Here is a 20,561-nt window from a genome sequence, read left to right on the forward strand (position 1 = left end):
ATTTAAATGATCAAGATCAAAAGATCGCAGCCTGCGGCAGCTCCTACAATGCTCCGCTATCTATGCGGGTCACAGAGAACGTCTTCCATGCTTAAAACCCTCGCGGTGGCCAATTATCGCTCAATCAACAAACTGGTGATCCCGCTGGGTCGGCTGAACCTGATCACTGGCCCCAATGGCAGCGGCAAATCCAATCTCTACCGTGCTTTGCGTCTGCTGGCAGAAACCGCTCAGGGCGGCGTGGTCAATGCGTTGGCCCGTGAGGGTGGACTGGATTCGACCTTCTGGGCCGGTCCGGAAACCATCACCCGGCGCATGCACAACGGTGAAGTGCCAATCGAAGCGACGGTACGACACGGGGTTAAGCGCCTGCGGTTAGGGTTTAACGGGGAAGACTTCGGTTACTCGATCAGCCTTGGGCTCCCCGATTCCAACGGTCATTTCATGTTGCCCGGGTACAGCGCCCCTATTCCGTCACGTTTCAGCCTCGACCCACAAATCAAGCGCGAGTGTTTATGGGCCGGGCCCTTCTATCGTCCGGCGAGCCTGCTGGTGGACCGTGACGGCCCGCTGATCCGTGCGCGCGCCGACCGTAGCTGGGACGTGCTGGCACAACACACGCCGAATTTCGACAGCCTGTTCGATCAGGTCGGCAGCCTGCGTAACTCGCCGGAGGTGCTGGAGACGCGTGAGTTCATCCGCCGCTGGCGCTTCTACGATCACTTTCGCAGCGACGCCGATGCACCGGTGCGTCAGCCACAACTGGGTACGCGCACGCCGGTGCTGCACCACGACGGCAGAGACCTGGCGGCAGCGTTACAGACCATTATCGAAATCGGCGACCCCGAGGCATTGCAGAACGCGATCAGCGACGCTTTTCCCGGCGCACGACTGCATATCGAGCCGCTGGCGGGCGGACGCTTTGCGATCGAGTTTTATCAGGAAGGATTGTTGCGGCCGTTGTCGGCGGCGGAATTGTCGGACGGGACCTTGCGTTACTTGCTGCTGATAGCGGCGCTGCTGACGCCTCGACCACCGACATTGATGGTGCTGAACGAACCGGAAACCAGCCTGCATCCGGACCTGCTGCCGGCGCTGGCACGCTTGATCATCCGCGCGTCCGGAGAGTGTCAGGTGTGGGTGGTGTCCCACGCGCGGCGATTGATTTCGGCGTTGCAGCAAGATCCGCAATGCAATTGCATTGTGCTGGAGAAAAACCTCGGCCAGACCGGGATCGTCGGGCAGCGGATGCTGGATGAGCCGGCGTGGTATTGGCCGGATTAGGCGGTGCCCGAGAAATCCAATCGCTGGCAAGCCAGCGCCTACAGGATTGAGGTGATCCCTGCAGGAGCCGGCTTGCTGGCGATGACGGCTGAAAAATCGATACAAAAACTAGAGAGTCACCCCTGCCACTTCCCACCCTCGACAATCACGCTCTCAGGCTTGGTGTCATCGCTCAGCTCTTTACGCACGTATTGGTCGTACAGCTTGAGCAGATATTTCTCTTCACCCAACTTCGCCAACTCGGCGTTCACCCAGTCGCGCAGTTCGATGTTGCCCTTTTTCACCGCCGGCGCGATCGGCGCTTCAGCGCCCAGGGTCTGGCTCAGCACGCGGTAGCCAGGGTTCTGCTTGGCCCAGCTGAACAGCACCAGATTGTCTTGTGCATAGGCATCACCACGACCGTTGGCCAGGGCTTGCAGGGACTCGGAGTTTTTCTCGAACTTCAGCAGTTTCCAGTCCGGATGATTCTTGGTCAGCCAGATATCGGCGGTGGTGCCGGTGGTGACGATGGTCGTGCGGGTCGCCAGGTCATCGAGGTTTTTCACCGCGCTGTCCTGCGGCACCAATGCCTGAACGGCGACCTTGAGGTTAGGGTTGGTGAATTCCACCGCTTCCTTGCGCTCCGGCGTGACAGTCATGTTGGCCAGGATCAGATCGACCTTGTCGCTTTGCAGGAACGGAATACGGCTTGCCGGTTCCACGGCAACGAACTCGACCTTGTTTTCATCGCCCAGCAGGTCCTTGGCAAACTGGCGGCCAATGTCGGTATCGAAACCGACGTAGCGCCCGGCTTCATTGACAAAACCGAACGGCGGCTTGTCAGTGAAGACGCCCACGATCAGTTTGTCCCGCGCCTTGATCTTTTCCAGATAGCTGGCTGGCGCCGTGCTTTCGCTGGCAACTTTCGGCTTGGCGGGCTCTTCGGTTTTGTTGCAGCCGGCCAGCAGTGCAAGGCCCAGCAGTGGCAGAAGCAAGAGTGAAGACTTGGCAGTTTTCATGGCAGTTCCAGTTCCTTTGTTTGAGTCGTTTTGGGTAGTGCGGCGACGTAGGAGAACTTCTCCAGGAACTGCTGCGCTCGTGCGGTTTGCGGGTTCGTAAAGAAAATCTCGGGAGGGTTTTGCTCAAGGATTCGCCCGGCATCCATGAACACGATGCGGTCGGCCACGGCGCGGGCGAAGGCCATTTCGTGGGTGACGATCAGCAGGGTCATGCCCTCACGGGCCAGACCCTGAATCACTTCCAGCACTTCCTTGACCATCTCCGGATCAAGGGCGGCGGTGACTTCATCGAAGAGCATGACCTTGGGGTTCATGCACAGCGAACGGACAATGGCGATACGTTGTTGCTGGCCGCCGGAGAGCTGTCTTGGAAACGCATCGCGCTTGTCCAGCAGGCCCACGCGTTCGAGCAACGCTTCAGCCTGGGCGCGGGCGTCGCGGCGATCACGCTTTTGCACTTTGACCGGGCCGAGCAACAGGTTGTCGAGCACACTCATGTGCGGGAACAGGTGATAGTTCTGGAACACCATGCCGATCTGCTGGCGCACTTCGCGCCAATCGGTGGACTTGTTCAGCAGCTCTCGGCCAATGAATTTCAGGCTGCCGCCGTGGGCGACTTCCAGACCATTGAGGCAACGCAGCAATGTACTTTTGCCGCAGCCGCTGGGGCCGAGGATGACGATGACTTCGCCCGGCCTCACGCTCAGGTCGATGTCTTTGAGCACCTGATGCTCACCGAAAAACTTGTTGAAACCCTTGAACTCGATCAATGCGCTCATGCTTGCGTCCAGCGCCGTTCCAGCACGCGCGAGGCGGCCGACAACGGGTAGCAAATGAAAAAGAAAAACAGAAACAGCGCGCCGTAGATCAGCACAGATTCGTAGGTGCGTTCGATGATCTGCTGGCCGACCTTGATCACGTCCACCACACCGATCAGCACCGCCAGGGAACTGGTCTTGATGATTCGTGTGTAGACGTTGATGGTCGGTGGCGTCATGCGTTTCAGCGCTTGCGGCAGCAGCACGTAGCCGTAGAGTTGCGGGTCGCTCAGACCAATCGACAGCCCGGCTTCACGCTGCCCGCGCGGCAACGAATGCAACGCACCGCGCACCACCTCGCCGACTTCACTGGCGCCCCACAGCGACAGCACCAGCACCGCGCACCAGAAGCTCGGAATGCTCAGGCCAAAGAAAATCGGCAAACCGAAGAACAGCAAATACAACCAGACCAGCACCGGGATCGCCCGAAACAGTTCCAGATAGACCCGCAGGATTGCGTTCAGCCACGTCACATTCAGCGTGCGCAACACGCCGTAGAGCACACCACCGACGGTGCTGATGGCGATGCTCAAAAATGAAATCGACAGGGTTTGCGCCGCGCCCCTGCCCAGTTGCGGCAACGACACCCACAACAACTCAAGACCCGAACTGGCCATGCTGGAGCCTCCTTTCCAGACGGCTGAGCAACAGCGACAGCGGCAAAAACAGCAGCACGCAAATCAGCGTCAGCACGGCGAGCATTTCGTAGGTTTTGTAATAGAGGGCGATGTAGCTCTTGGTGGTGTACAAAATTTCCGGCACCGCCACCGCCGAGACCACGGTGGTTTCCTTGAGCAGGAAAATGAAATTGGCAAACAGCGACGGCAAACTGAGGATGCCGGCCTGCGGCATGATCACGTAACGCAGCAATTGCCCGTGGGACAGGCCGATGGAACGACCGGACTCGAGTTGCGCCTGAGGCACGGCGTCCACGCCGGCACGCAGCACTTCAGTGAGATAAGCGCCGCCGAGGAAGGTCATGGTGATGATTGCCGCGGCAAAACCCGAAACCTTGATGCCCAACGCAGGCAAGGCGAAATAGACGAAGAATAACTGGATCAGCAGCGGTGTGTTGCGGGCCAATTCGACATAGAGGCCAACCAGCCGCTGCAAGTAAGGCGTACGGAACACCAGAATCGTCGCGTTGATCAGCGCCACCAACAACGAGGTGCCGATGGCGATAAATCCGACCTGCAGTGTCACGCCCACGGCCTTGAGAAACGCCGGCAGGGTGCTGAGGATAAATGCGTAATCGAAGTTCATTGAACATCCTGGATGCCGCTCGGTAAGCGACGGTGGTGCAGTCCACGGGCCATGGATAACGGTCCGGCAAGCACCAACTTTAAAGGTATAAAAATCATAATTTAAATACCGTTAAAGCATATTGATATCACGCAAAAAACTATCCCGGGCATTTGCCGAGGCGACGGAAGACGACTATTTTCCTTTGCGCCGTAGGAAGGATCTTTTTTTCGATTTGCCCCTCCAAGGACGGACCGCTTTTGGCCAGACTCCCCCGGCCGATCACTCACAAGGACGAGAACATGGCAGATGCAAAAGTGCTGCAACCGATGAATCCGCAGGACATCGTGAAGTTATTGGTGGCGCTGCGCCGGGCGTTGAAGGCCAGGGTGGCCTGAATTTCATCAGTGAATGAGGTCGGTTTTTTGTGGCGAGGGAGCTTGCTCCCGCTCGGCTGCGCAGCAGTCGCAAACCCAGGCAACGCGGCTTGTATCACCTACCGCATACACATGTTTTGGGGTCGCTTCGCAACCCAGCGCGAGCAAGCTCGCTCGCCACAAAAAGCTCGCTCGCCACAGATTATCGATACACAAAAAAACGCCGACGCTGCATCAGCCGTCGGCGTTGGAAACCTTGAAGGGGTTTACCTCGCGAATCAGAACGCCGGCAGTACCGCGCCGCTGTACTTCTTCTCGATGAATGCTTTCACTTCCGGGCTGGTCAAGGCTTTGGCCAGTTTCTGGATGGCGGCGCTGTCCTTGTTGTCAGGGCGAGCCACCAGGAAGTTCACGTAAGGCGAATCTGCACCTTCGATCACCAGCGCGTCTTTAGCCGGGTTCAGACCCGCTTCCAGCGCGTAGTTGGTGTTGATCATGTCCAGGTCAACTTGATCCAGCACGCGCGGCAGCATGGCCGATTCCAGTTCCTTGAACTTGAAGTTGTGCGGGTTCTTGGCGATGTCTTTCGGCGTAGCCAACGCGTTTTTCGGGTCTTTCAACTCGATCAGGCCAGCCTTCTGCAGCAGGATCAGGGCACGGCCGCTGTTGCTGCCTTCGTTAGGAATGGCAATGGTCGCGCCGTCTTTCAGCTCGGCCAGGGTTTTGACTTTCTTCGAGTAGCCACCGAACGGTTCAACGTGAACGCCGATCACGGTCACCAGATTAGTGCCTTTACCTTCGTTGAAGCTTTTCAGGTACGGCAGGGTCTGGAAGTAGTTGGCGTCCAGACGCTTCTGGTCGACCTGCACGTTAGGCTGAACGTAGTCGGTGAAGACTTTGATTTCCAGGTCCACGCCTTCTTTGGCGAGGGTTGGCTTGATCAGTTCAAGAATCTCGGCGTGTGGAACCGGGGTCGCCGCGACCACCAGTTTCTCGCCAGCCTGGGCCAGGCCCGCAGTCAGGGCAGCCGCCAGTGCGGTGAACAACAGAACCTTTTTCATGCAGTGTCCTTATCGAAAATCACAGTCGCTTGTGGCGACGGCTAGATATTAAGTGCCAGCGAAGTGCTATCGCCGGCGTGGAGCGGACAATACCGGGATTTTATATTCCCGAACAATATCTTTTATTCACTTTCATATTCCATTTTGTTCATTCCGCTCTAGCTCGCGCATTCCCTGTAGGAGCTGGCTTGCCAGCGATGGCGTCTGAACAGAAAAACCGCGGAGGCCCAATCGCGAGCAAGCTTGCTCCTACAGGAGGCCGGTGTTTTTGAGAATTTGCTTTAGGGCTTGTTTATCGGCGGTTGAGCCATTGGCGAGAATCCGCTTGAGCTGCTGTTCGATCTGCGCCAGACCTTCATCCGGCAAATTCAAATGCTCCGGCAGGATCTCGTCGCCGGTACTCACCAGCAACGCAAAATGAATGACATTTTCCAGCTCGCGGGTATTGCCCGGCCAGCTGTGTCGCTCCAGCACTGCTTGCGCAGCCTCGCTGATCAGCGGCACTGGCAGATCCAGTCGCTGGCTGTAGATGCCGAGGAAGTATTCGGCCAGCGACAGGATGTCGCCCACCCGCTCGCGCAGGGCCGGCAGTTCGAGCTGGCCTTCGCTGAGGTAGTGATAGAGCCGCTCATGGAATTTGCCGGCAGCGACAGCCTGGGCCAGGTCGATGCTGGTGGCCGCGACAAGCCGCACATCCACCGGGCTCGGCTGATGCGCACCGACGCGCGTCACTTCGTGGTTTTCCAGAGCGGCAAGCAATTTGATCTGGATCGGCAGCGGCAGGTCGCCGATCTCATCCAGGTACAACGTGCCGCCGTTGGCCGAACCGAACCAGCCGGCGCGACTGCTGGCCGAGCCGCTGTAACTGCCGGCGGCATAGCCGAACAATTCGGCATCGGCGTAGGTCGGGCTGATCGCGCCGCAATTGACCGAGACGAACAATCCGCCGCGATCGCTGGCGCGATGGATGTGCCGCGCCAACAGTTCCTTGCCGCTGCCGGTTTCACCACGGATCAGCACCGAGATCGAACGCGGCGCCAGTTGCTCCAGCTCCTGACGCAATTGCCGCGAGCGCGGATCTACGAAAACCAGCGCCTTGGCGCGGATGCTCAGGGGGCTTTTTTCAGCGTCGGGAAAGGTCAGCAGTGGCTGGCCGAAGGTTTCAAAACTCATGGCAGGCTCCCGCCCAAAACCGCCGAACGACGGGGGCGTTGAAAGAAATAATAGATTCAGGCGCGGCGCAGGGCGTGGTGTTCCATGCGGTTTTGCAGACGATAGAGATAGGCAAAACCCTGCTCCCAACGCTGATGACCCGACTTCACATTGATATGCCCGGCACCCGCCAGGATCCCCGCTTCCGCGCCCCAGTTACGTGCCAGCTCCAGAGCCCGCGGCGCGCTGACGGCGGCGTCGTTGTCGGAGCTGACGACCTGGCTGGGGAATGGCAGCAGATCCGTAGGAATCGGTGCGAAATTGCGCAGGGCTGGCGCGCAGGCCGGGCGTTCGACGTCCGCCGGAGCGACCAGCAACGCACCGCGTACCTGACGCAAAAACTGCACAGGCGCGGTAGCCGCCCAATGCGCGACGGTGATGCAACCCAAGCTGTGGGCAATCAGGATGACGGGGGTGCTGTCGGCGGCAATCGCCTCGGCCAATGCCGCCACCCAGTCTTCACGACGCGGCGTCAGCCAGTCGTCCTGCTCCACCCGTGCGCTGTTCGGCAGGCTGTTCTGCCAGTGGCTTTGCCAATGATCTTCCGGCGATCCTTGCCAGCCCGGCACGATCAGGTAGCGAATTGATTCGTTGCGCATGGGTGAGCTCTCCTGCTGCGTGTCTGTTCCTGATCGAGTATAGGGACGGGATTTATATTCGTTAAGGAATAAGAAGCTATTTATTAAGACCTATATCGAATAACAATGTAGGAGCTGCCGCAGGCTGCGATCTTTTGATCTTGCTTTTAAAAAGATCAAAAGATCGCAGCCTGCGGCAGCTCCTACAGGTTTTGTGTCTGGCCGGAATAAAAAAGGGGCCGCACCCTGCCAAGGAGACGGCCCCGGAAAATCGAAAATTTGTCAGCGCGCGGTGATCACCGACAATTTGGTGATCCCTGCCCGCTCAATGGACGCCATGGCCCGAGCCACTTCGCCGTAATTCACCCCATCGTCGGCCTGCAATTGCACCCGTACTTCCGGGTCCTTGGCCTTGGCCGCCTGTAGATTGAATTCCAGCAAATCCGGCTGGATTTCATCCTTGTTGATAAACAGCTTGCCGGCCCCGTCGATGCTCACCACCAGCGGGTCCTTCTGCTCCACCGGCGCCACGGCTTCGGTCTTGGGCAGGTTGATCGGGATCGCATTGGTCAGCAGCGGCGCGGTGACGATGAACACCACCAACAGCACCAGCATCACGTCCACCAGCGGTGTCACGTTGATCTCGCTCAGCACCTCATCACTGTCTTGCGTGGAGAAGGCCATATCAGGATGCCTCCTTCACTTTCTGCGCGTTGCCCGATGCCGTGACTTTGTGCGCCGTCGGGTGGATCAACACGCGGAACGAACTCTTCTGTGCCAGGCTGTAGAAGTCGTGGGCGAAGTCATCCAGGTCCGCCGCCGTCAACTTCAAACGGCGCAAAAAGTAGTTGTAAACCAGCACTGCCGGCACCGCGACGGCGATACCCACACCGGTGGCGACCAACGCCGCGCCAATCGGCCCGGCGACTGTTTCCAGGCTCGCCGAGCCCGCTGCGCTGATGCCTTTCAACGCCTCCATGATTCCCCACACCGTGCCGAACAAACCAATGAACGGCGACGTACTGCCAATACTCGCGACCACCGCCAGCCCGGTTTCCAGCGAGCGGCGTTCGCGCACGATCTGCTGGCGCAAGGCCCGCTCAAGGCGATCCTGATGATTGATCGCCTGGCTCAAGTCCGCAGCCTGTGGCGCCTCGCCCACCTGGATCGCCGCATAACCGGCCTGTGCCACCCGCGCTGCAGCGCCGGGCTGGGTTTCGGCTAGCTCAGCCGCCGAATCCAGACTGGAAGCAGCCCAAAACTGCTTATGAAATTTTCGGTCTTGAGCTTTCAACCGACCGAACTGCACACCCTTGAGCAATGCCAGGCCCCAAGTGGCGACAGAAAAAACCACCAGCAGCCAGATCACCGCGCTTTCGATGGATTCGAGTGGAGATGCCAATAACGTCATGGTGAATTCCTCGTGTAAACGTTTCGCGCGAATTAGGTTTCGGTTTAATGAATCTTGAAATCGATGGGCACGCTGACCCAGCCGTCCTGGGCGACATCGCCCTGCTTGGCGGGCACGAAACTCCAGCGTTTCACAGCACTTAATGCCGCCTCATCGAGCGCCTCGCGGCCACTGCTTTTCTGAATCTGGATCTCGCCGGGCTTGCCGTTGGCGAGTACATGCACGCGCAGCAATACCGTGCCTTCCCAACCGCGACGCTGGGCCAGCGACGGGTATTCCGGCGCCGGGTTTTTCAGGTACGCGGCGTTGGCCGAAGCCGGCGTCACTGGCGCGGGCGCCGGTGGTGCAGGTGGCGCCGGAGCTGCGACAGGCGCTGCCGGTTGTGGCGGTGCGGGCGGTTGCTCGACTGCTTTTGGCGCTGGTTTCGGCACTTGTTTAACGATCGGCTTTGGCTTGGGAATCGGTTTTGGCGGCGCCGGTTTTGCTGCCAATTCGTCCACCACGGGCGGCGGCGGCTCGACCACCGGCGGTGGTGGAGGCGGCGGTACCGGTGGCGGTGGTTCGACCACGGGCGGCGCCGGACGCGAAAACTCGATGGTCATCGGCGGAATTTCCGGCGGCACGATCGGCAAGGCTTTGGTCGGCTGCTGATTGACCCAGTAGATCACCGCGCCGTGCACCAGCAACGCCAGCACACCGAGCAGGATCGTTTCGCGTCGGCTCAGGATGCCCTTGGGCACACGCTGCAAGCGCAGCTGGCCCAAGGGCACGCGGTGTGCCCGCCCGAGGTCGACCAACTCGCCACCTGGCGCCTGGCGCCAAAGCACCTCGTGTGCGCTGGCAGCGGTCTGGACATTGCCCATTGATTTACTCCCTGCGGTCTCTTTGCGAATGACCCGATACGCCGAACCCGACATCCCCCGAACGACGTATCGATGGGTTAATCATTGAGCTAGACGCTTATCTCTTAAAGTAATCTTTAACGTTATGTTTAGATCAATAACGAATAATCGAAACATTCGATTCGCTGCAGGCCTTGGCCCGTAAGGGCTCCGGCCAAGTGAGCGAAAACACATGCTTTTAAGGCATTGAAAATATTCCCGCAGAGCATGGTTTTCGGCGCACCGGCGGCGTCATCAGCGACTGGCGTTGGTCTGCTGCACGCCAACTGCCGGCGCGATCACCGCCGTTTCCGAGCGCGGCGTATCCTTCGGAACCCAGTCGTAACTCACTGGCAGCGCGCGGTAGACCCAGTTGCTGACGGCGTCGCTGCCCGGCGCTTTGCCCAGATAAGGGCTGAGGTATTCCCAGACGTTTTCACCGCTGGCCGTCACCTGGAAAAACCGCCCGTTCATGCCTTCATCGATCAACGTATTGCCGTTCGGCAAACGCCGGGCGCTGCTGATGAACGAGCTGTAAAACGCCCACCCTGGTTGCTTCGAATTGGCGGCGCTGTACTGCCAGACGATTTCGTTTTTCAGCGGGTCGATTTCCAAAACCCGCGAGCCGGAAATCAGCCCCAACGTGACGGACGGATAACCCGCCGAACCCTGGTTATCGAACACCAGCAAATTGCCCGCACCCGGCAGGCCGGCGGGAATGATGTGAGCGTCATGCTGACCGACGAACTGATCCACCGGACGCGGCAGTTTTTGCGCGGTTTTCGGGTTGATCAGCGGCAGGTTCGGGCCGAGGCGCCAGACCACTTTGCCGCTGTGCTTGTCGATGATTGCGATGAAGTTGGCGTTGCGCGAATCGATCAGCAGGTTGTCCGGGCTGAAGCGTTTGTCGCCCGCGTCGAACCACTTGTTCGGCCCCACGAGGCTGAGGTTGTTGATGTGCAGGTAGTCCGGGTCGTTGCTGGCGTATACCAGTTTCAGTTGCTCGGCCGTGAAGCCGAATTCATCGAGGTGCTCGGACGCCAGCCACTGCCATTTCACTTCGCCCTTGGGGCTGACTTCGTAGATGGCGTCGTCGATAACTTCGGGGACTTTGAACCCGGCAACCTTGTGCACCTTGTTCGCCAGCACCACGGTGTTGCCGTTGCTCAAACGACGCTGATCATGGTGTTGCTGCGCTGCACCGCCGGGTGCCTTGTCGCCCCACTGCCAGACCACTTTGCCGTTCCAGTCCAGCTCGCCGATGCTCTGATTGCCCAGGCCATTGCCGGCCGAACCGAGCTTGCCGGGGTCCTTGTCGCCGAGTTGCAGCAACACATGACCGCGCTCGCCACCCACCAGTTTCGGGTCGATGATCGCCGAAGGGAAACCCGCCTGGGGCCAGGATTTCACTTCGTTGCCGTTCATGTCGATCAGATGGGTCTGCTTGTCGGCGCCGCTGAAAATCACGTACTGGTTAAAGGCCTTGGCCGGGTCGTATCGAGTGACGCCGGTGGGATAAACACTGGGCGCCGCGAAGGCCCCGGCGCTGATTACCGCGCCGAACAACACCGGCAAAGCCGCTTTGATGCTCAACATAATGGTGCTCCTTGAATGTCTGATCAGAAGTCGTAGCGACCGGTCACGCCCAGGGTCCGTGGCGTGCCGAGCAAGCCTTCGTAGCCACCGTTGGCGGCGGTCCAGAGCGTCGTGTAGTAGGTTTTATCGAAGGCGTTTTTCAGCCACAGCGAGACGTCCCACTGCCCCTGTTTGAAGTCGCCGCGCAGGCCGGTGGACAGGTTGACCACGGCGTAGCTCGGGATCTGGCCGTAGTCGGAGTCCTCCACCGTGCCTACGGCTTTCGAACGGAAGGCGTAGCTGCCGGTGACGTACTCTTCGAGACCGTTACTCAGGTTCCATTTGTATTCGCCGTTGGCGTTGCCGATCCATTTCGAAGCGCCAACCACCTGGTGGCCGGTGAGGTCGCAAGAGGCTGGAGCGCCCGGCGCCAGGCTGACTTCCGGCGGGCATGGCGCATCTTTGTAGGAGAGGTAGCTGACGTCGTTGTACGAGCCGTTGAAGTTCAGCGTCAGGCCACGCAACGGGATCAGCGTGCTTTCGAACTCAACGCCACGCGAACGCACGGAACCGGCGTTGGTCAGGTATTGCACGCGGTTGACGTCGTCGTAGGCGTTGGTTTGATAGCCGTTGACCTGGGTCCAGAACACGTTGGCGTTAAGCTGCAGGCGACGATCCCAGAGTGTGCTTTTGAAACCGAGTTCAGCGTTGTTGGCGCGCTCGGTGCCGATCAGCAGCGAGTCGGCGCCGGCGACCGGGGCGGTGCCGACGGCGAGGTTCACGCCGCCGGATTTCTCGCCGTGGGACAGGGTGGCGTAGCCGAGCAGATTCTCATTGAAGTGGTAGCTGAGGTTCAGCAGACCCGAAGGGCTGGAGCTGTACTGATTCAAATCACCGGAGTCGTAAGCCCCGGCGCGCCCGCGTCTGGCCGTAGCGGCCGCGCCGGTCACCGCCACACCACCCTCTGGCGCATTGCGGTTGACCCAGGCGTTTTTCTCTTCGTAGGTGCCGCGTATACCAGCGGTGAAGTCCAGCCGTTCGGTGAGGTGCCAGGTGCCTTGGGCAAACAGGGCGAAGCTGTCGGTTTTAATGTGGCCTTTGCCGACACTGTTCACGTTGGCCAATGCGCCCGCTGGCGTGCCGCTCCAAATGTCGGCTTGCGGGCCGTAATAAGCGAAGGACTTGTTGTCCAGGTCGTTGCCGAAGTAGTAGGCGCCGAGCACGTAGTCGAAGAACCCGCCTGTAGGCGAGGCCAGGCGAAATTCCTGCGAGTACTGTTTGTCTTCCACCGAGACCCCGGCGTTGTACGTTGACGAGACGTTCAAGCCGTCGTCGTTACGCGGGGTGAAATTCCACCAGCGGTAGGAGCTGATCGACGTCAGGGTGAAGTCACTCGGCAGCGTCCAATTGGCCTCGACCGACGTACCGCCCTGGTGCACGGTGACGTGTTGTTCGTCGTTCAGATTGACCTTTCGGTGCGTGCCATTGACCAGCGTGGCCCCCGCTGCCGCAGCCCGGGACTGGTAGAGGTTGACGCCATTGATGGTCGGCCCGGTGTCGTACAACACGCGGGTGCCGGCGCTGGAATCCTCTTCGTTGTAGTCGCCGATCCAGCGCAAGTTGAACGTTTCATTCGGCTTGAACAGCAACTGCGCACGGAAGCCATCGCGCGAGCCGCCGTTCAAGTCATGGCCGTCGTATTCGTTCTTGATGTCACCGTCACTGCGGGTGCGATAAGCGGAGAAACGACCGGCGAGTTCGTCATTCAACGGGCCGGAAAGGGTGCCCTTGGTCTGGAAGTAACCGTCCTCGCCCACCGAGGTTTCGATGCTGCGCTCCGGGGTGAACGTCGGCGCCCGCGTGCTGATATTGATCACGCCAGCCGTGGTGTTTTTGCCGAACAACGTGCCTTGCGGACCGCGCAGCACTTCGAGCTGCTCGATGTCCATCAAGTCGAACACCGCCATGCCCGGCCGGCCGAGGTAGACGTTGTCGATGTACAGCCCGACGCTGCCCTCCAGGCCATCGCTAGCCGGGTTGTTGCCCAGGCCACGGATCGACACGCTGGACTGGCGCGCATGCATGTAGGCGACGTTGACGCTGGGTACCAGTTGCTGCAGATCCTGGATGCGATAAACCCGCTGGGTTTCCAGCGCCTGACCGCTGACCACGCTCATCGGGGTCGGTACTTCCTGCGAACTTTCCTCGCGACGGCGGGTGGTTACGGTCACGGTTTCCAGCTGCGCGCCGTCAGTCTTTGCCTGGCCCGATGCGGTTTTTGCCGGTACCTCTTCCGGGGTGGCCGTCTCGGCCGCGTAGCCTTGGGTCCAACTGGCGCACCCGGCCAGCATCAGGGCCAGAGGCAGGCGCTTGAGCCGTCGGGGTGTGAGGGGTGACGCAAGGTTCAACGGACTCATGAGGCGGCTCCTGGGCAAAAAACACACAGCGACTTTTCAGCAGTGCATATTCTTTAAAGTTATTTATTTATGTTTTTACAAAGATTTACTGCATAAGAGATTGCCTTTATAAGGAAACGACCTAATGCATAGCCAATGCATTTCCCCGATATTTTTGATGTGAAAAATGCATATCGACTTGCGCCAGCTCCGCCACTTCATCGCCCTCGCCGATCAGCGCAGCTTCGTCGCGGGTGCCACGGCCGTGAACCTGTCGCAGTCGGCGTTCAGTCGCAGCATTCAGGCGCTGGAGCACAGCGTCGGTTGTCAGTTGGTGGATCGCGGGCGCAAGGATCTGGCGCCGACCAAACAGGGCCTGGTGTTGCTCGAACACGCGCGACGGCTGGTCAGCGGCGCGCAGCAGATGGCCAACGAGATCAGCCAGTTCAATGGCCTGGAGGCCGGCGAGTTGCGCTTCGGCTGCGGCCCGGCGCCGGCGGCAGGATTGATCCCCAGGGCCATCGGCTGTTTCATTGGCCGCTACCCCAAGGCGCGGGTGCAATTTCAGGTGGATGACTGGCAAAGCCTGAGCAAGCGCCTGCTGAGCGAAGAGTTCGAATTCTTTGTCGCCGACACGCGTCAGTTCGAAGCCGATCCGGACTACCTGACCCAGCGCCTGCGCCCACGCAAATGGCATTTCTGCTGCCGCGCCGGGCATCCGTTGGCGGGTCGTGAAAGCGTCAGTGCCGCCGAGTTGATGAGCTATCCGATGGCCGTCACCATCCGCCCGCCGAACCTGCGCAAAGTCATCGTCGATCTCAGCGGACGGCCGGATTTCACGCCCAACGTGGAATGTGAAAGCAGCTACAGCCTGCTTGGCGTGGTGATGCGTTCGGACGCGATCGGCATCGTCGGCGAATACTCCGATGCGCTGCATAACGCCAGGGGTGAACTGGTGCGTTTGAAGATCGATGGGCTGGCCGATGACCTGGAGGAGTTGTACACCCGCTACGGGATTGTCAGCCGCGCGGGGTATCGATTGTCACCGTTGGCCGAGGCGATGATTGCGCAGATCAAGGAGGTGGATGCGCTGGATGAAGAGGTGTGTTCGCTGGAGAATTTTGCCGTCTGAGCTGGCCTCATCGCTGGCAAGCCAGCTCCCACAAGGTTCTGTGGTGGGCACATAATTTGTGAGCACCATCGAATCTGTTTGAGGTGTGTTCGCTGGAAAATTTTGCTGTCTGATCTACCGCCATCGCTGACAAGCCAGCTCCTACAGTGGATCGGTGTGAACCCATAATCTGTGATCAACACAAAAAACTGTGGGAGCTGGCCTGCCAGCGATGGCGTCGGCCCAGACAACGATGCACCCCGTGCATAAAAACCATTCCCCAAACGCACTTGCCTCAACCCCGCCCCACCAGCGAAAAACCTCGCCTGTCTTTTGATCGGTGAACCCCATGCCCAACACCCCAAACCCCGTGCGCAACGTGCTGTACATCATGTGCGATCAACTGCGCCGCGATTACCTGTCGTGCTACGGCCACCCGCATTTGCACACGCCGAACATCGATCGTCTGGCCGCTGCCGGCGTGCGTTTCAGCCGTGCTTACACCCAGGGCACGATCTGCGGACCGTCGCGGATGTCGGCCTATACCGGGCGCTACGTCAGCAGCCATCAAGTCGCGTGGAACGCCGTGCCGTTACCGCTGGAAGAACTGACCATCGGTGATTATTTGCGCCCCCACGGCATCCGCACCGCGCTGGTGGGCAAGACCCACGCCACGCCTAATCTCGATGCTTTGGAACGGCTGGCCATCGACCCGCTTGGCGAACAGGCTTCGGAGCTGAACGAAGTCGGATTCGAGCCGTTTTTTCGGCATGACGGCATCTTTCCCGACGACCCGTTGTTCGATGACAAACGCGAATCCGCGCCTTACACCCACTACCTGCGCGACCTCGGTTATGCCGGGCGCAATCCGTGGCACGACTGGGCCAACGCTGGCGAAGGCGATAAAGGCGAAATCCTCAGCGGCTGGAAAATGCGCAATGCCCATCTGCCGGCGCGCATTCCGGAGCAGCATTCGGAAACCGTCTACACCACCGACCGCGCCCTCGACTTCATCGCCGAGCAGGGTGAGCGGCCGTGGTGTTTGCACCTGTCGTACATCAAACCCCACTGGCCCTACATCGCTCCGGCGCCGTATCACGCGCTGTATGGCGCGCAACACGTGATCGAGCCGGTGCGTCCAGCCGAGGGTGAGGCCAGTGATCATCCGGTGTACCACGCGTTTCGACAGCACGAGGAGAGCCTGAATTTCTCCAGGGATGAAGTGCGTTTGAATGTGATCCCGACGTACATGGGCCTGATCAAACAGGTCGATGACCAGCTCGGGCGGCTGTTCGATTTTCTTCAGAGCAGCGGTCGTTGGGATGACACCCTGATCGTGTTCACCAGCGACCACGGCGACTTCCTTGGTGACCACTACCTCGGGGAAAAAGAGTTTCTGCTGGAGCCTGCGGTAGGCGTGCCACTGATCGTCCGCGACCCGCGCCCGACGGCGGATACAACGCGTGGTTCGGTGGATGAGCGACTGGTGGAAACCATTGACGCACTGCCGACGTTCCTTGAGGCGTTGGGGTTGCCAAGTGCCGAACATCGACTTGAAGGACGCTCGCTGATTCCGCTTCTGCACGGCACAAACACCGACTGGCGCCGCTTTGCGATCAGCGAATACGACTATGCGTTTCAAGCACCGGCGCGGGAGCGGCTGCAACAGCCGATTGACCGTTGCCGCATGACCATGGTCCGCAGCGAGCGCTGGAAATACCTGACGTACGACGGCTTTCGGCCGCAGTTGTTTGATCTGTTGAATGATCCGCAGGAGTTGCGGGATCTGGGTGCAGACCCGGCGTATGCCGCGGTTCGGGAAGAGCATGCGGGGTATTTGTTTGAGTGGGTGCGTGGGTTGAAGCGCAGGACCACTATCAGTCATCAGGAGATTGATTTGCGTGGGCAACGGTTTCGCTATGGTGAACCGGAAACCGAGAAAATGGTGCCGATCGGCGTGTGGTGAAAAAGCATCGCTGGCAAGCCAGCTCCTACAGGGGTTGGCGTTGTTCACATCCAATGTGTTCAACACCGCCCCACTGTGGGAGCTGGCTTGCCAGCGATGGCGTACGATCAATCGCCGCCGACATCCGCAGTAAAAGCATCGCCAGCAAGCCGGCTCCTACAAGGGTTGGTGGTGTTCACATTCATTGTGATCAACACCGCCTCCTGTAGGAGCCGGCTTGCTGGCGATGGCGTGCGATCAAATGCCGCCGATATCCGGCCCTTTCACCGTCAGACTGCGCTGCCCGGAAACCCCGATCGCCACTTCACCCTTGAGCGTCACGCGGCGCACTACTCGGTCCTGGGTGCCGTAGTCATCCACCGCGTAATGCTGGGTGGAGCGGTTGTCCCAGATCGCCACATCACCGGCCTTCCAGCGCCAGCGCACGGTGTTTTCCTGGCGGATGACGTGGCTTTGCAACAGGCCGAACAGGTGCGCCGAATCGGCCTGGGAATAGCCCTTGATGCGCTTGACGAAGTGACCCAGCAGCAAGCTTTTCTCACCGCTGATCGGGTGTACGCGCACCACTGGATGCTCGGTTTCATAAATGGTCGAGGTGAAGATCTTGCGGTAGCGCTCCAGCTTCTCCTCAGAAACGTCCGGCTTGCCACCCGCATAGTCGTACTCGTTGCTGTGCACTGCCACGAGTTTGTCGGCCAGTTCGCGCAGCTCCGGCGCCAGTTCGTTGTAAGCCGTAGCAGTATTGGCCCACACGGTGTCGCCACCGAACGCCGGGGCAACCACCGAGCGCAGGATCGAGGCTTTCGGGTAGGCGTCGACGAACGTCACGTCGGTGTGCCAGGAATTGGCGCGCTGACCTTGGGCACCGTCCAGTTCAAGCAGGAAACGGGTGCCGTCACGCACCGGCACGGTCGGGTGCGCCACGGGTTCGCCGAGCAGGTGAGCGAAGGCTTCCTGGCTCTGATCGTCGAGGTGGGCCTGCTCACGGAAGAAGATCACTTTGTATTGCACCAGCGCCTGCTGAATCGCCTCGACGGTGCTGGCGTCCAGTTCACCGGAGAGTTTCACGCCACGGATCTCGGCTCCGATCCGACCCGCCACCGGATGGATTTCAAGCGCGTGAACAGCAGGTTTTACAGCTAAAGCGGCATTGCTCATGGGTAGACCCTCGATCGGACTGCTGACGGTTGGCGGCAGCGAAACAACGCTCTATCTATATTCACTTTAGATCTAATAGATAATCACATGCTTCGTTGACGGAATAAGAGCTTGCATTTAAAACCTCAACCAACCCTCGTCGCAAATGCCTTCGAGCTATTTTTAGGATGCCGGGAAAGCATATGGATCTTCGCCAGTTACGCTACTTCATCGCCCTCAACGAACACCGCAGTTTCGTCCGTGCGGCGGACGCCATGGGTATCACTCAACCGGCGTTCAGCCGCAGTATCCAAGGGCTGGAGCAAGAGTTCGGCTGCGTGCTGGTGGACCGTGGCAACAAGGAATTGCGCCCTACGCCCGAAGGCCTGGTGGTGCTGCAGCATGCGCGCAGCCTGGTGCAAGGCGCGGCACTGCTCAGCGCCGAAGTGACGCAGATGACCAAACTCGACGCCGGTGAGTTGCGTTTCGGTTGCGGACCCGCCCCGGCGGTAAAACTGGTGCCGGATGCGGTGGCGCAGTTCATCAATGCGCACCCGAAAGTGCGCACCTGTTTCGAAGTGGATAACTGGGAAAAACTCAGCCGCGCCCTGAGCCGGGAAGAGATCGAATTCTTCATCGCCGACATCCGTCATTTCGAAGCCGACCCGAACTTCCAGACCCAAGCCCTGACGCCCAAGCGCGGGGTGTTTTTCTGCCGCCCCGGACATCCGCTGCTGGCCAAGGAAAGCCTGTCGACCAACGACATGTTCGATTACCCGCTGGCCACCACACTGATCCCGCCGGGCATTCGCAAGCTGCTGGCGAATCTGAGTGGGCGCATGGATTTTTCCCCAACCATCGAGACGGAGCATTATCCGGCGCTGGTGAAAATCGTGCTGCAATCGAACGCGATTGGCGTGGGGACGGAAGAAGCGTTTGTCGAAGACATCGCCCAGGGTTCGCTGGTGCTGCTGCACTGGCGCAATCTGCCGCAAAACATCGAGAGCATGAATGCACGCTGCGGAATCGTCAGTCGCACCGGGTTTCGGTTGTCACCGGCGGCGAGGGCAATGATTGAGATGTTGGTGGCGGTGGACAAAAAGGAGATCGCTGTCGCGGTTTGATGGCCTCATCGCTGGCAAGCCAGCTCCCACAGGGGTCTCCAGTGAACACAGATTTTGTGAACACCAGAAAAAACCTGTGGGAGCTGGCTTGCCAGCGATGGCGTCCGCTCAAACACCGACGATTCAGAGCTTGGCAGCAGCCAACTCAGGCGCCACCCAATCACTCACTTTGAACGGCTTGCGAATCAGCTTCTGCTGCGAAGCCAGGTCCACCGCATCCTGCAATTTACCGAGGAACACCGGATCCAGGGTCGACGGGAAAACCTCGCTCAGTTTCTGGTCCTTCAAATCCTCGGTCAGGATCACCGACGGATAACTCGCCAGCCCCGACACCAACTGGATGTAGGCGTCCTTGTTGCTGTCCTCGGTCAGCCATTGCACCGCCTGCTGCTGAGCCTTGAGCAGTTTCGCCACCACCTCCGGGTGCTCGTCGACAAACTTGCCATTACCCAACAATACCGCCTGAACACTGCCCGCGCCGCCCAGGTCCTTGGTGTTCAACGGCAACTCGGCCAGGCCTTTGGCTTGCAACGCGGTCAAATTGGAACCGCCCCATGACGCATCGATCTGCTTGGCGGCGAGTGCCGCGACCGCACCGTTGAAATCCAGGTTGATGATCTTCAGATCCTTCTCGCTCAAACCCTGGCTAGCCAGCGCCGCATCGAACGACAACTGAGTGGCAGTACCGCGAAAGATCGCCACGCGTTTGCCTTTGAGGTCTTGCAGGGTCTTGATCCCCGAGCCCGGCACCACGCCGAGGTAATGCTTCACCCCACGTGCAGAGGCACTCAGCACGCGCGTATCGAGACCATTGGACTTGCCGATGATCGCCGCCAGGTCGCCGAGGTACGCCAGATCGACCTGGCCGTTGGCGAAGGCTTCATTGATCACAGGCCCCGCTCCCTTGAAGAAATTCCACTGGATCTTGATGCCCTGATCGGCAAAGGCCTTTTCGAAGATCTGCTGGTCGCGCAGCACATCCACCACGCCGCCCGCGCTGTGTTGCGTGCCGGCACTGAGGTCGGGCACGGCGATGCGGATTTCCTTGAGTTCGGCAGCCTGGGCGGTGAACGCCAGCAAGCCTGCCAGGGCCGGTACGGCGAATAGGCTGATGACACGTTTGAAGGGGATGTTCATGGGTGCGGCTCCTGGTGGCGACGGCATTGAGGAGCAGAAAGTAGGCTGAATCTGGACCTGCACTTAAATACTATAAATTCACATTTTTATATCTTTTAGAACTAAGCGAGCAAATACAGGCTTCGCGGAGCGATATGCATAGACAGCATCGAAAATATTCTCCGAATGCATTGGATGCGCATGGGCTGGAAGCCTTAAATGGTCTCGCTTATCTCTCAATAGTATTGAAAGTAAATTTAATAGATCAAAAACA

General features: G+C 59.4%; 18 protein-coding genes. 4 read left to right on the forward strand and 14 right to left on the reverse strand.

All coding sequences use genetic code 11. The features are described from left to right. Positions 1-87 precede the first annotated feature (87 nt). Positions 88-1,284, forward strand: a complete 1,197-nt coding sequence (locus KGB21_RS03135) for an AAA family ATPase (RefSeq protein ID WP_223503503.1) — start codon at positions 88-90, stop codon at positions 1,282-1,284. Between the two features lie 116 nt (positions 1,285-1,400). On the opposite strand, the gene KGB21_RS03140 is transcribed toward KGB21_RS03135, so the two are convergent. The 12 genes from KGB21_RS03140 to KGB21_RS03195 form a co-directional block, all read right to left on the reverse strand. Then, on the reverse strand, positions 1,401-2,282 hold the full coding sequence (locus KGB21_RS03140) for a transporter substrate-binding domain-containing protein (protein ID WP_034148443.1): 882 nt from the start codon (positions 2,280-2,282) through the stop codon (positions 1,401-1,403). Next, positions 2,279-3,061 carry an amino acid ABC transporter ATP-binding protein gene (locus KGB21_RS03145; RefSeq protein WP_223503505.1) on the reverse strand — a complete coding sequence of 261 codons (783 nt, stop codon included), beginning with the start codon at positions 3,059-3,061 and terminating at the stop codon, positions 2,279-2,281. The genes KGB21_RS03140 and KGB21_RS03145 overlap by 4 nt, the downstream gene beginning before the upstream one ends. Further along, positions 3,058-3,717: an amino acid ABC transporter permease gene (locus KGB21_RS03150; RefSeq protein WP_034148441.1), complete on the reverse strand. Its 660-nt coding sequence runs from the start codon at positions 3,715-3,717 to the stop codon at positions 3,058-3,060. The genes KGB21_RS03145 and KGB21_RS03150 overlap by 4 nt, the downstream gene beginning before the upstream one ends. After that, entirely contained in the window at positions 3,698-4,363 is a 666-nt protein-coding gene (locus KGB21_RS03155) for an amino acid ABC transporter permease (protein WP_034148440.1), read from the reverse strand. Before KGB21_RS03155 ends, KGB21_RS03150 begins: the two co-directional genes overlap by 20 nt. Positions 4,364-4,997: 634 nt before the next feature. Then, entirely contained in the window at positions 4,998-5,780 is a 783-nt protein-coding gene (locus KGB21_RS03160) for a MetQ/NlpA family ABC transporter substrate-binding protein (RefSeq protein ID WP_034148439.1), read from the reverse strand. Between the two features lie 249 nt (positions 5,781-6,029). After that, complete coding sequence (locus KGB21_RS03165) at positions 6,030-6,953, reverse strand: sigma 54-interacting transcriptional regulator (RefSeq protein WP_223503506.1); 924 nt, start codon at positions 6,951-6,953, stop codon at positions 6,030-6,032. A 56-nt stretch (positions 6,954-7,009) separates the two neighbouring features. Then, positions 7,010-7,591, reverse strand: coding sequence for an alpha/beta hydrolase (locus tag KGB21_RS03170; RefSeq protein ID WP_223503508.1), 582 nt, complete (start codon positions 7,589-7,591; stop codon positions 7,010-7,012). Positions 7,592-7,852: 261 nt separating this feature from the next. Next, entirely contained in the window at positions 7,853-8,254 is a 402-nt protein-coding gene (locus tag KGB21_RS03175) for an ExbD/TolR family protein (protein ID WP_034148436.1), read from the reverse strand. A 1-nt stretch (position 8,255) separates the two neighbouring features. Next, positions 8,256-8,981 (reverse strand): MotA/TolQ/ExbB proton channel family protein, encoded by a 726-nt coding sequence (locus KGB21_RS03180; RefSeq protein ID WP_223503510.1) that lies wholly within the window; start codon positions 8,979-8,981, stop codon positions 8,256-8,258. 44 nt (positions 8,982-9,025) lie between these two features. Further along, positions 9,026-9,844 carry an energy transducer TonB gene (locus tag KGB21_RS03185; RefSeq protein ID WP_034148434.1) on the reverse strand — a complete coding sequence of 273 codons (819 nt, stop codon included), beginning with the start codon at positions 9,842-9,844 and terminating at the stop codon, positions 9,026-9,028. Between the two features lie 273 nt (positions 9,845-10,117). Further along, complete coding sequence (locus KGB21_RS03190) at positions 10,118-11,458, reverse strand: aryl-sulfate sulfotransferase (RefSeq protein ID WP_034148433.1); 1,341 nt, start codon at positions 11,456-11,458, stop codon at positions 10,118-10,120. A 23-nt stretch (positions 11,459-11,481) separates the two neighbouring features. Continuing rightward, positions 11,482-13,854 carry a TonB-dependent receptor gene (locus tag KGB21_RS03195; RefSeq protein ID WP_223503512.1) on the reverse strand — a complete coding sequence of 791 codons (2,373 nt, stop codon included), beginning with the start codon at positions 13,852-13,854 and terminating at the stop codon, positions 11,482-11,484. 166 nt (positions 13,855-14,020) lie between these two features. On the opposite strand from KGB21_RS03195, the gene KGB21_RS03200 reads away from it, so the two are divergent. Further along, positions 14,021-14,965: a LysR family transcriptional regulator gene (locus tag KGB21_RS03200; protein ID WP_223503514.1), complete on the forward strand. Its 945-nt coding sequence runs from the start codon at positions 14,021-14,023 to the stop codon at positions 14,963-14,965. 328 nt (positions 14,966-15,293) lie between these two features. Next, the gene (locus tag KGB21_RS03205; protein WP_223503516.1) at positions 15,294-16,910 is read left to right on the forward strand and encodes an alkaline phosphatase family protein; all 1,617 of its coding nucleotides are present in this window, start codon (positions 15,294-15,296) and stop codon (positions 16,908-16,910) included. A gap of 237 nt (positions 16,911-17,147) precedes the next feature. Here KGB21_RS03205 and KGB21_RS03210 read toward each other — a convergent pair whose 3' ends face one another. Then, entirely contained in the window at positions 17,148-18,068 is a 921-nt protein-coding gene (locus tag KGB21_RS03210) for a TauD/TfdA dioxygenase family protein (protein WP_034148429.1), read from the reverse strand. Between the two features lie 182 nt (positions 18,069-18,250). Here KGB21_RS03210 and KGB21_RS03215 point away from each other — a divergent pair, with 182 nt between their 5' ends. Then, entirely contained in the window at positions 18,251-19,171 is a 921-nt protein-coding gene (locus KGB21_RS03215) for a LysR family transcriptional regulator (protein WP_034148428.1), read from the forward strand. 123 nt (positions 19,172-19,294) lie between these two features. On the opposite strand, the gene KGB21_RS03220 is transcribed toward KGB21_RS03215, so the two are convergent. Further along, positions 19,295-20,308, reverse strand: a complete 1,014-nt coding sequence (locus KGB21_RS03220) for an ABC transporter substrate-binding protein (RefSeq protein WP_034148427.1) — start codon at positions 20,306-20,308, stop codon at positions 19,295-19,297. Positions 20,309-20,561 lie beyond the last annotated feature (253 nt).

The organism is Pseudomonas sp. GL-RE-29, assembly GCF_019947275.1.
In the GTDB taxonomy this organism is placed as follows: Bacteria; Pseudomonadota; Gammaproteobacteria; order Pseudomonadales; family Pseudomonadaceae; genus Aquipseudomonas; species Aquipseudomonas fluorescens_A.